This window comes from Affinibrenneria salicis (assembly GCF_008710095.1).
Genome location: NZ_VYKJ01000004.1, coordinates 167,549 through 186,708 on the forward strand (window position 1 = coordinate 167,549; position 19,160 = coordinate 186,708).

At 58.7% G+C, this 19,160-nt stretch carries 15 protein-coding genes and 1 pseudogene; 10 read left to right on the plus strand and 6 right to left on the minus strand.

Translation table 11 applies throughout. The annotated features are described in order from the left end of the window. Window positions 1–5 precede the first annotated feature (5 nt). Window positions 6–1,058: a two-component system sensor histidine kinase PmrB gene (pmrB, locus tag FJU30_RS10050; protein WP_150435025.1), complete on the plus strand. Its 1,053-nt coding sequence runs from the start codon at window positions 6–8 to the stop codon at window positions 1,056–1,058. A 120-nt stretch (window positions 1,059–1,178) separates the two neighbouring features. On the opposite strand, the pseudogene FJU30_RS27145 reads toward pmrB, so the two are convergent. Further along, window positions 1,179–1,703: pseudogene (locus tag FJU30_RS27145) on the minus strand (phosphatase PAP2 family protein); the annotation flags it as partial. Between the two features lie 781 nt (window positions 1,704–2,484). Continuing rightward, entirely contained in the window at window positions 2,485–2,868 is a 384-nt protein-coding gene (locus FJU30_RS10060) for a DUF4186 domain-containing protein (protein WP_150434828.1), read from the minus strand. Between the two features lie 176 nt (window positions 2,869–3,044). Here FJU30_RS10060 and FJU30_RS10065 point away from each other — a divergent pair, with 176 nt between their 5' ends. After that, window positions 3,045–3,281 (plus strand): hypothetical protein, encoded by a 237-nt coding sequence (locus FJU30_RS10065; protein ID WP_150434829.1) that lies wholly within the window; start codon window positions 3,045–3,047, stop codon window positions 3,279–3,281. A gap of 147 nt (window positions 3,282–3,428) precedes the next feature. Here the strand turns inward: FJU30_RS10065 and FJU30_RS10070 are convergent, their stop codons facing one another. The 3 genes from FJU30_RS10070 to moeA form a co-directional block, all read right to left on the minus strand. Further along, the gene (locus tag FJU30_RS10070) at window positions 3,429–4,028 is read right to left on the minus strand and encodes a nitroreductase family protein (RefSeq protein WP_150434830.1); all 600 of its coding nucleotides are present in this window, start codon (window positions 4,026–4,028) and stop codon (window positions 3,429–3,431) included. A gap of 271 nt (window positions 4,029–4,299) precedes the next feature. Further along, on the minus strand, window positions 4,300–5,052 hold the full coding sequence (gene moeB / locus FJU30_RS10075; protein WP_150434831.1) for a molybdopterin-synthase adenylyltransferase MoeB: 753 nt from the start codon (window positions 5,050–5,052) through the stop codon (window positions 4,300–4,302). Between the two features lie 2 nt (window positions 5,053–5,054). Beyond that, window positions 5,055–6,293, minus strand: a complete 1,239-nt coding sequence (gene moeA / locus FJU30_RS10080; protein WP_150434832.1) for a molybdopterin molybdotransferase MoeA — start codon at window positions 6,291–6,293, stop codon at window positions 5,055–5,057. A gap of 492 nt (window positions 6,294–6,785) precedes the next feature. On the opposite strand from moeA, the gene gsiA reads away from it, so the two are divergent. The 8 genes from gsiA to mglC all read left to right on the plus strand — a co-directional run bounded on the left by gsiA (window position 6,786) and on the right by mglC (window position 17,322). Next, window positions 6,786–8,687: a glutathione ABC transporter ATP-binding protein GsiA gene (gene gsiA / locus FJU30_RS10085; protein ID WP_395858533.1), complete on the plus strand. Its 1,902-nt coding sequence runs from the start codon at window positions 6,786–6,788 to the stop codon at window positions 8,685–8,687. Between the two features lie 25 nt (window positions 8,688–8,712). Continuing rightward, the gene (gene gsiB / locus FJU30_RS10090) at window positions 8,713–10,254 is read left to right on the plus strand and encodes a glutathione ABC transporter substrate-binding protein GsiB (protein ID WP_150434833.1); all 1,542 of its coding nucleotides are present in this window, start codon (window positions 8,713–8,715) and stop codon (window positions 10,252–10,254) included. A gap of 104 nt (window positions 10,255–10,358) precedes the next feature. Further along, window positions 10,359–11,279: a glutathione ABC transporter permease GsiC gene (gene gsiC / locus FJU30_RS10095; RefSeq protein WP_150434834.1), complete on the plus strand. Its 921-nt coding sequence runs from the start codon at window positions 10,359–10,361 to the stop codon at window positions 11,277–11,279. 9 nt (window positions 11,280–11,288) lie between these two features. Next, window positions 11,289–12,194 carry a glutathione ABC transporter permease GsiD gene (gene gsiD, locus FJU30_RS10100; protein WP_150434835.1) on the plus strand — a complete coding sequence of 302 codons (906 nt, stop codon included), beginning with the start codon at window positions 11,289–11,291 and terminating at the stop codon, window positions 12,192–12,194. A gap of 128 nt (window positions 12,195–12,322) precedes the next feature. Further along, a complete protein-coding gene (gene galS / locus FJU30_RS10105; protein ID WP_150434836.1) occupies window positions 12,323–13,360 on the plus strand; it encodes an HTH-type transcriptional regulator GalS in 1,038 nt (345 codons plus the stop codon). A 260-nt stretch (window positions 13,361–13,620) separates the two neighbouring features. After that, window positions 13,621–14,613: a galactose/glucose ABC transporter substrate-binding protein MglB gene (gene mglB / locus FJU30_RS10110; protein ID WP_150434837.1), complete on the plus strand. Its 993-nt coding sequence runs from the start codon at window positions 13,621–13,623 to the stop codon at window positions 14,611–14,613. Between the two features lie 178 nt (window positions 14,614–14,791). Further along, window positions 14,792–16,300 carry a galactose/methyl galactoside ABC transporter ATP-binding protein MglA gene (gene mglA, locus FJU30_RS10115; RefSeq protein WP_150434838.1) on the plus strand — a complete coding sequence of 503 codons (1,509 nt, stop codon included), beginning with the start codon at window positions 14,792–14,794 and terminating at the stop codon, window positions 16,298–16,300. An 11-nt stretch (window positions 16,301–16,311) separates the two neighbouring features. Then, on the plus strand, window positions 16,312–17,322 hold the full coding sequence (gene mglC / locus FJU30_RS10120) for a galactose/methyl galactoside ABC transporter permease MglC (RefSeq protein ID WP_150434839.1): 1,011 nt from the start codon (window positions 16,312–16,314) through the stop codon (window positions 17,320–17,322). Between the two features lie 63 nt (window positions 17,323–17,385). On the opposite strand, the gene FJU30_RS10125 is transcribed toward mglC, so the two are convergent. After that, a complete protein-coding gene (locus tag FJU30_RS10125; RefSeq protein ID WP_150434840.1) occupies window positions 17,386–19,083 on the minus strand; it encodes an NAD-dependent malic enzyme in 1,698 nt (565 codons plus the stop codon). Between the last annotated feature and the right edge of the window lie 77 nt (window positions 19,084–19,160).

The following is a 19,160-nucleotide window of genomic DNA, read 5'->3' on the forward strand; positions in this document are numbered from 1 at the left end:
AAATAATGGGCAGCATGCGCAACCGGCTTATTATATTGCTCTCCGTCATCCTGTTCTGCTGTCAGTTGCTTAGCGTGTTGTGGCTGTGGCACGAAAGTCGTGAGCAAATTGATTTGCTGGTAGATGAAACGCTGTCGGAAAAAAGCCGCACGCTGCATGTCAATAACGAAGTGGATGAAGCCATTGCCTCGCTCCTTCTGCCTTCGATTATTATGCTGGGCGTGACGATAACGCTGTCTTTTATTACCATTAGCGCCATTATCAGACCGTTGTCGGTTCTACAGAAAAAAATAGCGCGGCGTTCCAGCGACAATTTGAGTGAAATTACTCTCGACGCTTCTTCATCCGAGGTTCACGACATTACCGTATCCGTCAATAATTTATTACTCCGGCTCAATGAATCGCTTAATCAGGAGCGGCTTTTTACCGCGGATGTCGCTCACGAATTAAGAACGCCGCTGGCGGGTATTCGTTTACACCTTGAAATTTTAAAAGAGCAGGGCATCGACGGTATCGATGCGCTGATTGTCAGAATTGAGCAGCTCACGCTGACAATCGAGCAGTTATTAATGCTGTCGCGCGCCAGTCAGTCATTATTACAGGGCAAGCAGTATTCCATCGATCTGCTGCGGGATATTGTTGAACCGCTGGCAGACGAAATGAACGAACTGGTTTCTTTACGTCAGCAAAAAATAAAATTTCCCGCAGCGACATTCAGTATTAACGGCAATGCCATATTGCTGCGCCTGTTATTGCGTAATTTGATAGAAAACGCCTCGCGCTATAGCCCGGAACGAACGACGATCGTTGTTTCTCTGATTCACGATCGCCTTGAGAACCAGCTAATCGTCAGCGACCAGGGGCCGGGCATCGACGACGCGATGGCCGAGGTGGTTATGCGGCCGTTCAGGCGAATTGACCGTCGCCATCATGGCTTTGGTCTGGGTCTCAGCATTGTCAGTCGTGTTATTCAACTGCATCATGGCCGGCTGTCGCTGCTCAATCGCACCGATGGTCCGGGGCTTAACGTGATTTGCCGCTTTGCGGCGGCGCCGTAGTCTGGCGACGCGCGCAGGTGGGCATCGCCGCTTAGCGCGTCCGGCTGCTCTCTGTTCGGTAAACGCGCTCATGGCGCCGGCAAGATAAAGCCAGGGCCTGACCAGCGGGCCCCGGCAGCGGTAAGTTATCGTCAGCACGCCCAGCGCAACCACCACGGAGCCCGCCATATCCAGGGGGAAATGCACGCCGGTATATATCCTGGACCACGCAATAAGCAGGCTGATGCCCAGCAGAAAGATACCCTGCCGGCGGGTGCGTCTGGCGAATAAAAACGCTGCGGCGACGGTAGCGGCAAATGTCATATGGTTGCTGGGGAAAGACGCATTGGCCGCATGATGCAGCCACGTATAGCCGGTGCCGGCGGCAAAAGGCCGCGGGTGATACCAGAGTGAGCGGATTGCGGCATCCACCAGCAGAGCCAGCCCGCCGGCCAGCGTCGCCAGATACGCGGTGCGTCCATTTTCCCGCTCGCGGCTAAACAGGTTTAGCGCCATAACCAGCGGAAAAATATCGATGAAATAGACGGCGATTATTTTGCCGGCTGAAATCATCAGCGGACTGCTGCCGTGCGTCGCATTCATCATACTGAACATGTACAGGTTGATATTTTCCAGGTATTGCAGCATCTCGCTCATTATCCGCATTTTCCGGCCATCAGGCTGACGACTCTCTGTTCTCTACGGACCGATGCTACCCGGCTAAGATTAAGATAACCTTAAAAGGGATAATTTATCTTTTTCAGGTCGGTCCGGGGATGGCCGACGGTGACGACGGCGTTTGTCGGGCCGGCGGCGGCATTCAGGGCCGCTCCCGACGAAGGTTGTCTCGCCCCTGCCGCGTGACGAGCTACATCGGCGATCCTCGTCCATAAAGGGCCAGCGCGTTGGGTCGTTTAAAACGGTAACGTGTTGTCCCTTAACCAAAATTGGTCACGCGTATATTTAGATAAATTTAAGTATTTGTGGCGACGGGCAAGGACGGTCTGTCACCAGGAATATTACCTACAGGCAGGAGGAAATCCGACGGGATATTGCTGTTGGTTTTTCGTTTTTTATATAAATAAATGATATTTATAGTCTTTTATTTGTTACGCTGATTATTAGCCTGCGAAGTAATGAGGCAAAAAAATCTCCAATCCCGTAAAATTGGAGAGGTCGAAAATCGACAAACACCAGGGAAACTTTTTAATCATCTAAGATTCCATGGCTTAAATCATAAAATAAATTCAAGTGAAAGTTAAGCGTTAGCGTAATCTGTTACAAAAAAAAGAATTGCCAGAAAATTACGCTGCTGAGCGACGCTTCACCGGCGCGGCGCAATGTTGCGCGTCAGCCGGCTGGCGGGGAGGCGAAATGCGCGCAGGAATGGCATAGCGGCATACGGCGCGATAGAACCGGGTCGGTGGTTTTTTGTTCTTGCGGCGCATCAGCGTCCGGCGCCGGGTTCCTTACGCCGGGCGATCTCGCGCGTTATCCAGTACGCGATGACCTCAAGGATATAGCGCTGCTGCTCCGGCGTGAGCGGTTGGTGCGCCTGGATGTTATGCCATTTTTGCAGACAGCCGCGACAGCAGGTGGCCGTGGCGTGCTGGGCGATAAATACCGGGTGGCCGCGCATCGGCGTCTGTTTGCCGTCATTGCGCGGTTCAGCCTGCGCCAGGCGCTGAGCGATAAAGTCGGCGGCATGCTTTCGTATCGTTTCCTCTCCGCGGGCAAGATAATAGACATACTCCTTTTCCCCCAGATGAAATTTCTGACGAAAGGCGGAGCGCGCAAGGCGAGCGAACAGGGCATCAAGAGTGGCGGACATGACGGGCGTGTTACCTGAATAGTTAAACCGGGCCTGTTATAACGCCAAAATCGCCGGCTGTAAAACGCAGCGGCCGGCGCGCGGTGCGGACAAAACGGATTTCCGCGCGGCTATTGTGCAATTGTCGCCATGTCCCGCTACGCTTTATGGGGTATTCAATCGGTCGGAGGGGATATATGGAACTGGATATCGAATTTACCATGGCCGCCTATGACGCGGCGGCAACCAGGGTCGGCGATGCGGTGCTGAAACTAAACCACAATGGCCAGGACGTCAGCAAGGACGCGATCGTCGGTTATTTAGCCGAGCAGCGCGGCTATGCGGATAATGACAAGGAAAAGATGGTGCTGGATCTGGCCCTGCGGCTGTTTAAAGGCATGCCGCAGGAGGTCGGCGGCATTATGGTCGACTGATCCGTGGACCGGTGCGCGTTGCCGATAGTCTGGCGGCGCGGCAAGGAGGGGAACGACTCCGCGTCAGGGCCATGCGGCGCCGGCCAGACAACGAGAGCCTTTGATGATTGCCCGCGCAAGCCTTACCGGCTGCGCGGGTTTGACGCCTTATTTAAACACGCGGAAACGCTGTGCATCGTCAATAAAGGTTTTTTCGCCGGCCGGCTGTTCGATCGAGCCGAACACCAGCTCCGCCCGCAGTTTCCAACTGGCGGGCAGATCCCACTGTTTTTTCACTTCATCGTCGATCAGCGGGTTGTAATGCTGCAGAGACGCGCCGATTTTTTCCTGCGCCAGCGCGGTCCAGACGGCGAACTGCGCAATGCCGGTCGAATGTTCGGACCAGACGGGGAAGTTGTCCGCGTAAGCGGCGAATTTTTTTTGCAGCCCGGCAACCACTTCGGTGTCTTCAAAGAACAGCGCGGTGCCTGCTCCGGCGGCGAAGGACGCCAGTTTCTTCTCCGTCGCGCCGAACGCTTCGGCCGGCACGATTTTCTTCAGCGTTTCCTTCGTGATATCCCACAGTTTGTGGTGCTGTGCGCCAAACAGGATAACTACGCGCGAGCTTTGAGAATTGAAGGCGGACGGACTGTTTTTAACCGCCTCGGTGATTAATGCCGCAACGCGATCTTCCGCAATCGGCAACTGGCTGCCGATGGCATAGATGGAACGACGCGCTTTGATCGCCTGCAAAAAATTATTGCTCATAGGAAGTTCCTTTCAGAAAGTGGCAACGATGCCTGTCGGTTACTGTGGCACCGATAGCGGGCCGCTTCAACCGGCGTAATGATTGATTGATAGACAAATTGTGACTAACCCATGGCGACAACGTTATAAATAGCCGCCGCAGTCAGTGGCTGAGCGGCCGAGCGCCGCAGTCTGATTAATATTAGCAGGCTGGCGACGGCCGTCGGCGCGGCGCGTCAAAAAAAACAGGCGGGCAAGCCGCCCGGTCGAAATGGCGCGCGAGCCGCCGGCGCTATTGGCCGCATACCTCACAGGCGGGGTTGCGCGTCAGCTTCAGTTCGCGAAACTGCAACGTCATGGCGTCAAACATCAGCAGTCGGCCGGTCATGACGCGCCCGAAGCCGCTCAGCAGCTTAATGGTTTCCAGCGCCTGCAGCGTGCCGATGGTGCCGGTCAGCGGCGCCATCACGCCCGACTCCACGCAGGTGAGCGCGTCGTCGCCGAACAGACGGCTCAGACAGTGATAGCAGGGTTCATCGGGTTGCCAGGTAAAGACGCACAGCTGGCCTTCCATACGGATCGCCGCGCCGGATATCAGCGGGGTTTTCAACTGAAAGCAGGCGCGGTTGAGCCGATCGCGGGTGGCGACGTTATCGGTGCAATCGAGCACCGCGTCGTGCGTCGCCACCTGCGCCAGCAGGGCGTCGTCATCCAGGTCGACGGCCAGCGTGGCGATAGAGACATGCGGATTCAGCTGCGTCAGCGCAATGCGCGCCGATGCCACCTTATCCATGCCGATACGATCGTCGCGATGCAGTATCTGGCGCTGCAAATTGGACAGGGCGACGCTATCAAAATCCACCAGCGTCAGATGGCCGATGCCGGCGGCGGCCAGATACTGCGTCGCCGCGCAGCCCAGTCCGCCCAGCCCGACCACCAGCACGCGCGCGCCCTTCAGTTTTTCCTGCCCGTCGAAATCGAAGCCGCGCAGCACGATTTGCCGGTTGTAGCGCAGCATTTCGGCGTCGGTCAGTTCAGATGACATGATTATTGTCCCAGCAGCGTGTTGAACGGTTCTACCTCAACCCATTCGCCGGCGGCGACCGCGCCGCGTTCGCGCTCCAGAACAATGAAGCAATTCGCGAGGCTGAACGAGCTGAAAACGTGCGACCCCTGGTTGCCGGTGCTGTGCACCTGCGCCTCTCCCTGGTGGTCGACGCGCAGAATACCGCGCTGGAAATCGAGCCGTCCCGGCGTCTTTTTCAGCGCGTCGGCGGTTTTTACCTTCAGGCGGGCCGGCAGCCGCCACTGGCTGTGGCCGGACAGTTTGGCCAGCAGCGGCTGCACCAACTGATAAAAGGTGAGCGCGGCCGATACCGGGTTGCCGGGCAGACCGCAGAACCAGGCGTGCGGCAGGCGGCCGAAAGCGAAGGGTTTTCCGGGCTTGATCGCCAGTTTCCAGAAGCTGATGTCGCCCACTTCCTGCAGCACGTCTTTGGTGTAGTCGGCTTCGCCGACCGAGACGCCGCCGCTGCTAATCACCAGATCGGCCTGGGCGTCCGCCTCGCGAAATACCGTCAGCAGCGCTTGCGGATCGTCGCGCACGATGCCCAGATCAATCGTCTCGCAGCCGAGTTGTTCCAGCATCAGCCGAACGGCGAAGCGATTGGTATCGTAAATATGCCCGGCCAGCAGCGGCTGGCCGACCGGCTGCAGTTCATCGCCGGTGGAGAGCAGCGCGACCTTCAGGCGGCGGAACGCCGAGACGCGGGCGATGCCCAGAGAAGCCAGCAGCGGCAGTTGCGCCACGCCGAGCTTTGCGCCGCGCGGCAGCACGACGGCGCCCCGGACGATATCTTCTCCGACGCGGCGTATATTCTGCCCCGGCGTCGCCGGCTGGCTGAAGCGAACGCCGCGTTCGCTTACCTCGGCCTGCTCCTGCATGATCACCGCGTCGGCGCCGGCGGGCAGCGCGGCGCCGGTCATAATGCGCACGCAACTGTGCGCCGGCCAGCGGCCGTTGAACGGCGCGCCGGCGAAGGATTTGCCCGCGACCGGCAGCGGCCGGCCGTCGGCCAGATCGGCCAGCCGTACGGCATAACCGTCCATCGCAGAGTTATCGAAAGACGGTACGTCGAGCGGCGAGGTGATATCCGCGGCGCTAATCCGCCCGGCGGCCTGCGCCAGTTCTACCTGCTCGCTGGCGACAGGCGGACTGACCTGCGACAGCATTTTGTCCAGCGCCTGTTCAAGAGAAAGTAAATCGGAGGTGAAACAACCGTCCATCTGAACTCCATATTCAATCGGGGGCCGTCGCGTTGGGCGGCGGCGGGATAAAAGCCAACGGCGAGTACGGCTATTATGGCAGAGATCGCCTGGCGGGAGAATGCGAACGGGCTGGCGACGGCCAGCCATAGGTTATTCCTCTGGCTGACTATATTCCTTTAGATTATGTTTATTAACAAAAAGTTATAACAGTATTTTCTGCCGACGAAGCGGCTAACTTTCTGCTTTACATACCGGGCTATGCTAAATATAGTCAGAAATAACAGGGAAAATCCGCTGCCGGGCGTACGTCGGTCCCGCGTCGGAAATGTTGCGTCAGTCAGCAGATCCCGCCATTTACTACGGGTAACGGATGAGAATGGATAAACCGGCTATAGTGATCGATAGCGCGGCGCAGCCGCGCGGGAACGGCCGCGCGTGCGGCGCGGCGCAACGATGGGCGGGTGATCGCGTTCGGCGTCGCCGGCCCATGCCGCAGCCGGAGAAACGCCGTTGACAAATCAGACATTAACCAGCCCGCTTATATCCCCGCCATCCGCCCTGCGGCTGCCTGAGCCGCAGGTTCTGGCCGTACGCGATCTGAGCGTCTGGTTTCAGCGCAACGGCGAACGGGTCGAGGCGGTGCGGCAACTGGGGTTCAGCGTTAATCGCGGCGAGACGCTGGCGATCGTCGGCGAATCCGGCTCCGGTAAATCGGTGACCTCGCTGGCGTTAATGCGGCTGGTGGAACAGGGCGGCGGCACCATCGGCCAGGGCGAGATGGTGTTTCGCCGGCGTAATGGTCAGGTGCTCGATCTGGCGCGTGCGGCGCCCGCGCAGATGCGCAAGCTGCGCGGCGCCGATATGGCGATGATCTTTCAGGAGCCGATGACTTCGCTCAACCCGGTGTTTCCCGTCGGCGAACAAATCGCCGAGGCGTTCCGTTTGCACCAGGGCAAGGATCGGCGCGGCGCGCGGCGCGAGGCGCTGCATATGCTGGAGCAGGTGCGCATCCCGGAGGCGAGACGGGTGTTCGATCGCTATCCGCACCAGTTGTCCGGCGGCATGCGGCAACGGGTGATGATCGCCATGGCGCTGTCCTGCCGGCCGGCGCTGTTGATCGCCGATGAGCCGACCACCGCGCTGGATGTGACCATTCAGGCGCAGATTTTACAGCTGATCCGCGTGCTGCAGCGGGAAATGAATATGGCCGTGCTGTTTATCACCCATGACATGGGCGTGGTGGCCGAGGTGGCCGACCGCGTGCAGGTGATGTACCGCGGCGAAGGCGTGGAGAGCGGCGGTTCGGCGCAGATATTTCTTGCCCCGCAGCATGCCTATACCCGGGCGCTGCTGGCGGCGGTGCCGAAGCTGGGGGCGATGCGCGAACTGGATTTCCCGGCCAAATTTCCGTTGCTCGATCCGGATAATCCGCATGCGCAGGTGGCGGCCGCGCCGCAGGATACCGTGCCGCCGCAGGCGTCGCCGGTGCTGCAGGTCAGCGATCTGGTGACCCGTTTTCCGGTGCGCAGCGGGCTGCTCAATCGGGTGACGCGTCAGGTGCACGCGGTGGAAAAGGTCAGTTTCGATCTGTATCCCGGCGAGACGCTGGCGCTGGTGGGCGAATCGGGCTGCGGCAAATCGACTACCGGTCGCGCGCTGCTCAGGCTGGTGGAGAGCCAGAGCGGCAGTATCATATTCAACGGTCAGAAAATCAGCGCCCTGCAGGGCGCGGCGCTGCAGCATCTGCGACGCGATATTCAGTTTATTTTTCAGGATCCGTACGCGTCGCTCGATCCGCGCTTAACCATCGGCTTCTCCATCATGGAGCCGCTGCTGGTGCACGGCGCGGCCGATCGCCGCCAGGCGGAAAAACGCGTGGCGTATCTGCTGGAGCGGGTCGGGCTGTCGCCTCTGCACGCGAAGCGCTATCCGCATGAGTTTTCCGGCGGGCAGCGGCAGCGTATCTGCATCGCCCGCGCGCTGGCCATGAACCCGAAGGTGGTGGTGGCGGATGAGGCGGTGTCGGCGCTGGACGTATCCATCCAGGCGCAGATTGTGAATCTGCTGCTGGATCTGCAGCGCGACACCGGCGTGGCGTTTTTGTTTATTTCCCACGATATGGCGGTGGTTGAACGGATCAGCCATCGGGTGGCGGTGATGTATTTGGGGCAGATCGTCGAGATCGGGCCGCGCCGCGCGGTGTTTGAAAACCCGCAGCATCCCTATACCCGCAAGCTGATGGCGGCGGTGCCGGTGGCCGATCCGCAGCGCCGCCATCGTGAACAGGTTTTATTGGTTGACGAAATTCCCAGCCCTATCCGGGCGCTGGGCGATGAACCTGCCATTGCGCCTTTAGTGCGGGTCGGCGATCGACATTTTGTCGCGCGTCACTCTATCGCTGGCGCCTGGTGACAGGGAATAACAAGGAGAACGTAGCATGACCCATCCTATTATTGGCCGCCGCCTGCTGCTGGCCGTCGCCATCGCCGCCGCCACAAGCGCGGCGCCGGCCTGGGCCGCCAAAGATGTCGTTGTCGCGGTAGCGTCAAACTTTACCAGTCTGGATCCCTACGACGCCAACGACTCGCTGTCGCAGACGGTGGCGAAGTCGTTCTATCAGGGCCTGTTCGGTTTTGATAAGGACATGAAGCTGGTGAACGTACTGGCCGACGGTTATCAGGTGAGCGCCGACGGTCGGGTGTATACCATTAAGCTGCATCAGGGGGTGAAGTTCCACGACGGCACGGATTTCAACGCCGACGCGGTGAAGGTCAACCTCGATCGCGCCAGCAATCCGGAAAACCGGCTGAAGCGCTATAATCTGTTCCGATCGATCGAAAAAACCGAAGTGGTCGATCCGCTCACGGTAAAGGTGACCCTCAAAGCGCCGTTCTCCGCCTTCGTCAATAATCTGGCGCACCCGGCGGCGGTCATGATCTCGCCGGCGGCGTTAAAGCAGTACGGCAAGGAGATCGGCTTCCATCCGGTCGGCACCGGGCCATATCGCTTCGTCACCTGGAACCAGACCGATTACGTCAAGGTGGAAAAATTCAGCGGCTACTGGAAACAGGGGCTGCCGAAGCTGGACAGCATTACCTGGCGGCCGGTGGTGGATAACAACACTCGCGCGGCGATGCTGCAGACCGGCGAAGCGAACTTTGCGTTCCCCATTCCGTTCGAACAGGCGAAGCTGCTGGAGAAGAACGACAAGCTGAAGCTGGTGGTTTCGCCGTCGATCCTGCACCGCTACATCAGCTTTAACGTGACGCAGAAACCGTTCGACGACGTGCGGGTGCGCCAGGCGATCAACTATGCGATTAACAAAGACGCGCTGATCAAAGTCGCGTTCTCCGGCTATGCGGTGCCGTCGGAAGGCCCGCTGCCGCAGAGCATCGATTATGCGGTGAAATACCAGCCGTGGCCTTACGATCCGGCCAAAGCCCGCGAACTGCTAAAGGAGGCCGGTTATCCGAACGGTTTCACTACCACGTTGTGGTCGTCGCATAACCACAGTACGGCGCAGAAGGTGCTGCAGTTTACCCAGCAGCAGCTGGCGCAGGTGGGCATCAAAGCGCAGGTCACCGCTATGGACGCCGGGCAGCGCGCGGCCGAGGTGGAAGGCAAGGGCGTGAAAGAGACCGGCGTGCGGATGTTCTATACCGGCTGGTCGGCATCCACCGGCGAGGCCGACTGGGCGCTGTCGCCGTTGTTCTCCACCCCGGCGTGGCCGCCGGCGCAGTTCAATACCGCCTTCTATAGCAATCCGGCGGTCGATGCGGATCTGGGCAACGCGCTCAAAACCACCAACCGCGAAGAAAAACAGAAGCTGTATAAGGACGCGCAGGATAAGATCTGGGCCGACGCGCCCTGGGCCTTTCTGGTCACCGAACAGCTGGTTTCCGCGCAAAGCAGCAATCTGAACGGTTTCTACGTGATGCCGGATACGCTGTTTAGTTTTGAAGATGCCGATCTGCAGTAAATCGATGCCGTGACGGGCCGGAGTGACAATGTCACTCCGGCTCTGGCCGGCAAAATCAAGATGAAGCGCAAGGGAGAAACGTCTATGCGAATGGATGCAGACTGATGCTGAGCTATTTTATTAAACGACTGCTGGGGCTGATTCCGACGCTGTTCATCGTGATGGCGCTGGTGTTTTTGTTCGTTCATCTGCTGCCCGGCGATCCGGCCCGGCTGGCGGCGGGACGCGAGGCGGACGCCGCCGTGATCGCAATGATTCGTCAGGATCTGGGGCTGGATAAGCCGCTGTGGCAGCAATTTTTTTCTTTCTTCGTCCGCGTGCTGCACGGCGATTTCGGCATCTCGATCGTCTCGAAACGACCGGTGACGGAAGAGATCGCCGTTCGCTTTTTGCCGACGCTGTGGCTGACGCTCAGCAGCATGGCCTGGTCGGTGCTGTTCGGCATGGCGATCGGCGTGGTGTCGGCGGTCTGGCGCAATGGCTGGCCGGATCGGTTGGGCATGACGCTGGCGGTGTCCGGCATCTCCTTTCCCTCCTTCGCGCTCGGCATGCTGCTGCTGCAGGTTTTTTCGGTCGAACTGGGCTGGCTGCCGACGGTCGGCGCCGGCAGCTGGCAGCACTATATTTTACCGTCCATCACCCTCGGCGCCGCGGTGGCGGCGGTGATGGCCCGCTTTACCCGCGCGTCGTTCGTGGAAGTGATGCAGGAAGACTATATGCGCACCGCGCGCGCTAAAGGGGTGCGCGAATCGCTGGTTGTGGTCAAACACGGGCTGCGCAACGCCATGATCCCGGTCGTCACCATGATGGGACTGCAGTTCGGTTTTCTGCTCGGCGGATCGATAGTCGTGGAAAAAGTGTTTAACTGGCCAGGGCTGGGACGGCTACTGGTCGATTCGGTGGAAATGCGTGATTATCCGGTGATTCAGGCCGAAGTACTGCTGTTTTCCCTCGAATTTATTCTGATTAACCTGCTGGTGGATATGCTGTACGCCGCGATTAATCCCGCCATCCGTTACAGGTAAGGGAAGAGCATGAAAAACTGGCGACGTGAAGCCAGCCTGGCGGCGCTACCGGTCGTGCGTCAGGAACACATCCGCACGCCGTGGCGCGAATTCTGGCGTCGTTTTCGCCGGCAGCGCGTGGCGCTGCTGGCCGGCGGCTTTGTGCTACTGCTGTGCCTGCTGGCGCTGCTGGCGCCGTGGCTGGTGCCGTACGACGCGGAAAATTATTTCGACTATGAGCGGCTCAACGAGGGGCCGTCGCTGGTGCACTGGCTCGGCGTGGATTCGCTGGGACGGGACATTTTCAGCCGTATTGTGCTGGGCGCGCGCATTTCTCTCGCCTCCGGCATTTTGTCGGTGCTGGCCGGCATGCTGATCGGCACCGCGCTGGGTCTGCTGGCCGGCTATTATGAGGGCTGGTGGGATCGTCTGATCATGCGCGTCTGCGATGTGCTGTTCGCTTTTCCCGGCATTCTGCTGGCGATCGCCGTGGTGGCGATTATGGGCAGCGGTATGGCCAATGTGATTATCGCGGTGGCGATCTTCAGCGTTCCGGCGTTCGCCCGTCTGGTGCGCGGCAATACGCTGGTGCTCAAGCACCAGACCTTTATCGAGGCGGCGCGCAGCATCGGCGCGCCGGACCGGACCATCATCATTCGTCATATTCTGCCGGGCACCATTTCTTCCATCGTGGTCTACTTTTCGATGCGTATCGGGATGTCGATCATTACCGCCGCCAGCCTGTCCTTTCTGGGGCTGGGCGCGCAGCCGCCGACGCCGGAGTGGGGCGCGATGCTCAACGAGGCGCGCTCGGATATGGTGATCGCGCCGCACGTGGCGTTGTTCCCCAGCCTGGCGATCTTCCTTACCGTGCTGGCTTTCAACCTGCTGGGCGACGGTCTGCGCGACGCCCTCGACCCGAAGCTCAAGGAGTAGCGCGCGGCGGCGGATGTTAAGCAAATGGATGTAAACGTTTTCTTTCCTGTGACGCAATTCACGCAGCGCGCCGGGGGAAGCGGGTAGGATAGCAACACGACTTACCAGCCCGCAGCAGGATGTGTTATATGGCCCCTGTTCCCCCGATTACCATCCGCGATGTGGCAAAGCGCGCGGGTGTTTCCGTGGCAACCGTTTCCCGGGTGCTGAACGACAGCGCTATTGCCCGTCCGGCGACGCGCGAGCTGGTGCTGCAGGCGGCGGCGGATTTGGGCTACCGGCCTAACGCCAATGCCCAGGCGCTGGCGACCCAGAGCAGCGATACGCTGGGCGTGGTGGTGATGGACGTTTCCGATCCCTTCTTCGGCGCGCTGGTCAAAGCGGTCGACAACGTGGCGCAGCGCCGCCATAAGTACCTGTTAATCGGCAACAGCTATCACCAGGCGGATAAAGAGCGGCACGCCATTGAGGTGCTGATCCGCCAGCGCTGCAATGCCCTGATTGTGCACGCTAAAGCGCTCGGCGACGACGAGCTGGCGGCGTTTCTCGATCAGGTGCCGGGCATGGTGCTGATTAATCGAATCATTCCTGGCTACCAGCATCGCTGCGTCGGGCTGGATAACCTCAGCGGCGCGCACATGGCGATGCGCCTGCTGCTGGCGCACGGCCACCGGCGCATCGGCTATCTCGGCTCCAGCCACGCCATCGAAGATGAGCAACAGCGGCAGCGGGGCTACCTGCAGGCGCTGGCTGAGGAAGGCATCACGCCGGTCGACGGCTGGCGCGCTTACGGCGCGCCGAGTCTGCAGGGCGGCGAGGCGGCGATGGTGGAGCTATTGAGCCGCAACCTCAATCTGAGCGCGGTATTCGCCTACAATGACGCGATGGCCGTCGGCGCCATCGCGGTGCTGAAAGAAAACGCTATCAGCCTGCCGCAGCAGTTCTCCCTGGTGGGGTTCGACGATATTCCCATCGCTCGCTACGCCAGCCCCGGCCTGACCACGGTCCGTTATCCGATTGTTTCTATGGCGACGCTCGCTACCGAACTGGCGTTGAAAGGCGCGGCTGGCCTGCTGGAGCCGCACGCCAGTCATCTGTTTATGCCGACGCTGGTGCGCCGTCATTCGGTGGCGCCCTGGCAAAATGAGGCGTCCGTCACTCTCTGACGATTTGATTCCATGTAACCGTTTTCAAACTGTGAGAATATTCACAGAATGTTAACATCGCACCCTCTATGCTCAGGTCATTTCCGGCGCCAGGCGGCCATCGGCCACCACGACGGGCCAGCCGGCCGGAAGTTTACGCTGACGCAGCATGATACGAAACGAGGTTACGTCAGGGATGAACGGGCTATGTCGTTGACTGCCGCTTTGTCGACGGCTGGCTTCATCATAGCGGGAACGACCCTACACATCGGAGAAATACAATGAATAAAAAGGTTTTCACCCTGGCCGCGCTGGCCGCCTGCATGCTGTCTGGCGTGTCCGCCCAGGCCGAGACCCGAATTGGCGTCACGGTCTATAAATACGACGATAATTTTATGTCGGTGGTGCGCAAGGCGATCGAACAGGACGCCAAAGCGTCCCCGGATGTTACGCTGCTGATGAATGACTCGCAGAATGATCAGTCCAAACAGAACGACCAGATCGATGTGCTGATCGCCAAAGGCGTGAAGGCGCTGGCGATCAACCTGGTCGATCCGGCGGCGGCGCCGGTGGTCATCGATAAGGCGCGCGCCAACGAAGTGCCGATTGTGTTTTACAACAAGGAGCCTTCCCGTCAGGCGATGGATAGCTACGACAAGGTCTGGTATGTCGGTACCGATTCGAAAGAATCCGGCGTGATTCAGGGGCAGTTAATCGCTAAACACTGGCACGCCAGCCCGGCCTGGGACCTGAACAAAGACGGTCAGATTCAGTTTGTGCTGCTGAAGGGCGAACCGGGCCATCCCGACGCCGAAGCGCGCACCACCTACGTCATCCGTACCCTGAATGATTCGGGCATCAAAACGCAGCAGCTGCAGCTGGATACCGCGATGTGGGATACCGCGCAGGCGAAAGACAAAATGGACGCCTGGCTGTCCGGGCCGAACGCCGGCAAGATCGAAGTGGTGATCGCCAACAACGACGCGATGGCGATGGGGGCGGTAGAGGCGCTGAAGGCGCATAACAAGGCCAGTATTCCGGTGTTCGGCGTCGACGCGCTGCCTGAGGCGCTGGCGATGGTGAAATCCGGCGCAATGGCCGGTACGGTGCTGAACGATGCTGAAAACCAGGCCAAAGCCACCTTCGGGCTGGCGAAGAATCTGGCGAACGGCAAAGCGGTGACCGAAGGGCTGACTTACACCATCTCCAATAAAGTGGTGCGCATCCCCTATATCGGCGTGGATAAAGACAATCTGTCGCAGTTCGTTAAATAAGACCTGAAATCAGCCCGATACGTTTTCGGACGCGTCCGGAGCGAATGAGCGCAGTTCGCGCCGCCGGAATGGTAACGGCAAACGTCAGACTATTTATGCTACCCAATGGGCTTCAGGCGGCGCGGGCTAACGCTTTCGCCGCCTGGCGGCCCCGGAACCAACACAGCCAGGTGCAGCTATGGCCGATAACGCGCGTGAGTATTTGCTGGAAATGACCAATATTAATAAGTCATTCCCCGGCGTTAAAGCGTTGATTGATGTTAATCTGCGCGTTCGCCCCCATTCGATTCATGCCTTAATGGGGGAGAACGGCGCGGGTAAATCAACATTATTAAAATGTTTATTTGGCATTTATAAAAAAGATTCCGGCAGTATTGTTTTTCTCGGCCAGGATGTGGAATTTAAAAGCGCGAAGGAAGCGCTGGAACACGGCGTTTCCATGGTGCATCAGGAGTTGAACCTGGTATTACAGCGCACCGTGATGGACAATATGTGGCTCGGCCGCTATCCGACCAAAGGCCTGTTTGTCGATCAGGACAAAATGTATCAGGACACCCGCGCCATATTCGATGAACTGGATATTGATATCGATCCGCGCGATAAAGTCGGCTCGCTGTCGGTGTCGCAGATGCAGATGATCGAAATCGCCCGGGCTTTTTCCTATAACGCGCAAATCGTTATTATGGACGAGCCCACATCGTCATTAACCGAAAAAGAAGTGAACCATCTGTTCACCATTATTCGTAAATTAAAACAGCGCGGCTGCGGCATTGTTTATATTTCGCATAAGATGGAGGAAATTTTCCAGCTGTGCGATGAGATTACCATTCTGCGCGACGGCCAATGGATCGCCACTCAGCCGCTGGCCGGGCTGGATATGGATAAGATCATCGCCATGATGGTGGGGCGTTCGCTCAGCCAGCGTTTCCCGGACCGGCAGAATGCGCCGGGCGAGGTGATCCTGCAGGTGAAAAACCTGACGTCGCTGCGCCAGCCGTCGATCCGCGACGTGTCGTTCGATCTGCATCAGGGCGAAATCCTCGGTATCGCCGGGCTGGTCGGCGCCAGACGCACCGATATCGTGGAAACGCTGTTCGGCATTCGCGAAAAAGTAACCGGCACGATAAAACTGCGCGGCAAACCGATCAAGAATCATAGCGCCAACGAAGCGATTAATAATGGCTTCGCGCTGGTGACGGAAGAGCGTCGCTCAACCGGTATATATGCCTATCTGGATATCGGTTTTAATTCCCTGATCGCCAATATTCGCCATTACAAAAATAAGATCGGCCTGTTGGATAACTCGCGCATGAAAAGCGATACCCAATGGGTTATCGACGCCATGCGGGTAAAAACGCCGGGCCAGCGCACCACCATCGGTTCGCTGTCCGGCGGCAATCAGCAAAAGGTGATTATCGGCCGCTGGCTGTTGACCCAGCCGGAAATACTGATGCTCGATGAACCGACGCGCGGTATCGACGTCGGCGCAAAGTTTGAAATTTATCAGTTAATGACCGAGCTGGCGAAGAAAGGTAAGGGGATCATTATTATCTCTTCCGAAATGCCGGAGCTGTTGGGTATTACCGATCGCATCCTGGTGATGAGCAATGGTTTGGTGGCGGGCATCGTGAATACCAAAGAGACCTCGCAAAACGAAATATTACGGCTGGCATCTCTGCACCTCTAAGGAACGTGATTATGAACGCGCTAAATAAAAAAACTTTGTTCACCTATTTCAAAGAGGGTGGCATTTATGTGGTGTTGCTGGTACTGCTGGCAATTATTATTATCCAGGATCCGACATTTTTAAGTTTAATGAATCTGAGCAACATCCTTACTCAGTCTTCGGTGCGCATCATCATCGCGCTGGGCGTGGCCGGGCTGATCGTCACCCAGGGGACCGACCTGTCCGCCGGGCGTCAGGTGGGGCTGGCGGCGGTGGTGGCGGCGACGCTGCTGCAGTCGATGGATAACGTCAATAAGGTGTTCCCGCAGATGGGCACCTGGTCGATTCCGTTGGTGATCCTGCTGGTGTGCGCCATCGGCGCGATCATCGGTCTGGTGAACGGCCTGATTATCGCCTATCTCAACGTGACGCCGTTTATCACCACCCTCGGCACGATGATCATCGTGTATGGCATTAACTCGCTGTACTACGATTCGGTGGGCGCGTCGCCGGTGGCCGGTTTCGATCAGCAGTTCTCCGCATTTGCCCAGGGGTTCCTGCGGTTCGGCGACTTTAAGCTATCCTATATTACCTTCTACGCCATTATCGCCACCGTTTTCGTCTGGATCCTGTGGAATAAAACGCGCTTCGGCAAGAATATCTTCGCTATCGGCGGTAACCCGGAAGCGGCGAAGGTTTCCGGCGTCAACGTGCCGCTGAACCTGATCATGGTTTACGCGCTGTCCGGCGTTTTCTATGCCTTCGGCGGCCTGCTGGAAGCCGGGCGCATCGGCAGCGCCACCAATAACCTCGGTTTCATGTATGAACTGGACGCCATCGCCGCCTGCGTGGTGGGCGGGGTATCGTTCGCCGGCGGGGTCGGTACGGTGCTGGGGGTGGTGACCGGGGTGATTATCTTTACCGTCATCAACTACGGTTTGACCTATATCGGCATCAACCCGTACTGGCAGTATATCATTAAGGGCAGCATTATTATCTTCGCCGTAGCGCTGGATTCGCTGAAGTATGCGCGCAAGAAATAATGCTCTCCTTGCGCCATAGTGTTAACAGACCCGGCCTTGCGCCGGGTCTGTGTCGTTAGCGGCTCAGAACGAGGTGCGCTTGTAGCTGCGGTACTGCGGCTGCCAGAAGTTGTGCGCGATGGCCTTATTCAGCGCATCGGCCGACGTCACGACCGCCACGCCCTGCAGCTGGGCGGCTTTACCCACCTCCAGCGCGATGCGTTTCGACACCTCCTGAATACTGGACAGATCCGGCATCAGCGCGCCTTCGCCGTCGTTGGCCAGCGGCGAACAGTCGGCCAGCGAGCGGCTGGCGGCCATCAGCATGCCGTCGGTGATACGACGAGCGCCGGAGGCCAGCACGCCCAGCCCCACGCCCGGGAAGATATAGGAGTTATTGCACTGGGCGATGGGGTACAGCTTGCCCTGATAATTAACCGGCGCGAACGGACTGCCGGTGGCGACCAGCGCGGCGCCGTCGGTCCAGCGAATAATATCTTCCGGCCGGGCCTCGACGCGCGAAGTCGGGTTGGACAGCGGCATGACGATCGGGCGCGGGCAATGGCGGTGCATTTCGCGGATAATCTCTTCCGTGAACAGGCCCGGTTGACCGGAGACGCCGATCAGCACGGTCGGTTTGGCGTTGCGCACCACATCCAGCAGCGAGATCGCGTCGCTGGTGATATCCCATTCGCTCAGGCTGTCGCTTTTCTGCACCAGGCTACTCTGAAAATCGAGCAGGTTCGGCAATTTGTCGGTCAGCAGACCGAAGCGGTCGACCATAAAGACCTTGCCGCGCGCCTCTTCCTCGCTCAGCCCTTCCGATTTCATCTGCGCGATAATCTGTTCGGCAATGCCGCAGCCGGCGGAGCCGGCGCCGAGGAACGCGACGGTCTGGTCGCGCAGGCGGCAGCCCGCCGCGCGGCTGGCGGCGATCAGGCTGCCGATCGCCACGGCGGCGGTGCCCTGAATATCATCGTTAAAGCAGCAGATCTCGTCGCGATAGCGTTTCAGCAGCGGCGTGGCGTTCTTCTGCGCGAAGTCTTCAAACTGCAGCAGTACGTTGGGCCAGCGACGTTTCACCGCCTGGATGAACTCATCGACGAACGCATAGTATTCGTCGTCGGCGATGCGCGGGTTGCGCCAGCCCATATACAGCGGATCATTCAGGCGCTGCGGGTTATTGGTGCCCACGTCCAGCACCACCGGCAGGGTATAGGCCGGGCTGATGCCGCCGCAGGCGGTATAAAGCGACAGCTTGCCGATCGGGATCCCCATGCCGCCGATGCCCTGGTCGCCGAGGCCGAGAATACGCTCGCCGTCCGTCACCACAATGACTTTAACGTTCTGTTTGGTGGCGTTTTGCAGCATGTCATCGATGTGCGCCCGGTTCGGGTAGGAGATAAACAGACCGCGCGCCCGGCGATAGATGTCGGAGAAGTGCTCGCAGGCTTCGCCTACCGTCGGGGTGTAGATGATCGGCATCATCTCATTGAGATGGCCGTCCAGCAGGCGGTAGAACAGCGTTTCATTGGTATCCTGGATATTGCGCAGATACACATGCTTCTCAATATCGTTTTTAAATTCCTGAAACTGGCGCCAGGCGCGTTCCGCCTGTTCCTCAATGGTTTCCACCGCTTCGGGCAGCAGACCGCGCAGGTTAAACGTCGCGCGTTCCTCTTCGGTAAAAGCGCTGCCTTTGTTCAGTAGGGGAAATTCGAGCAGAATCGGGCCGGCGTAGGGGATATAGAGGGGGCGTTTACTTTCGTATTCTAATTCCATGGTTTTATTTTACCTTTCGGGACAACAGAGACAAACGTTAAGCCGGATCTTAGAAGACCTGCAAAATATGTACAGAA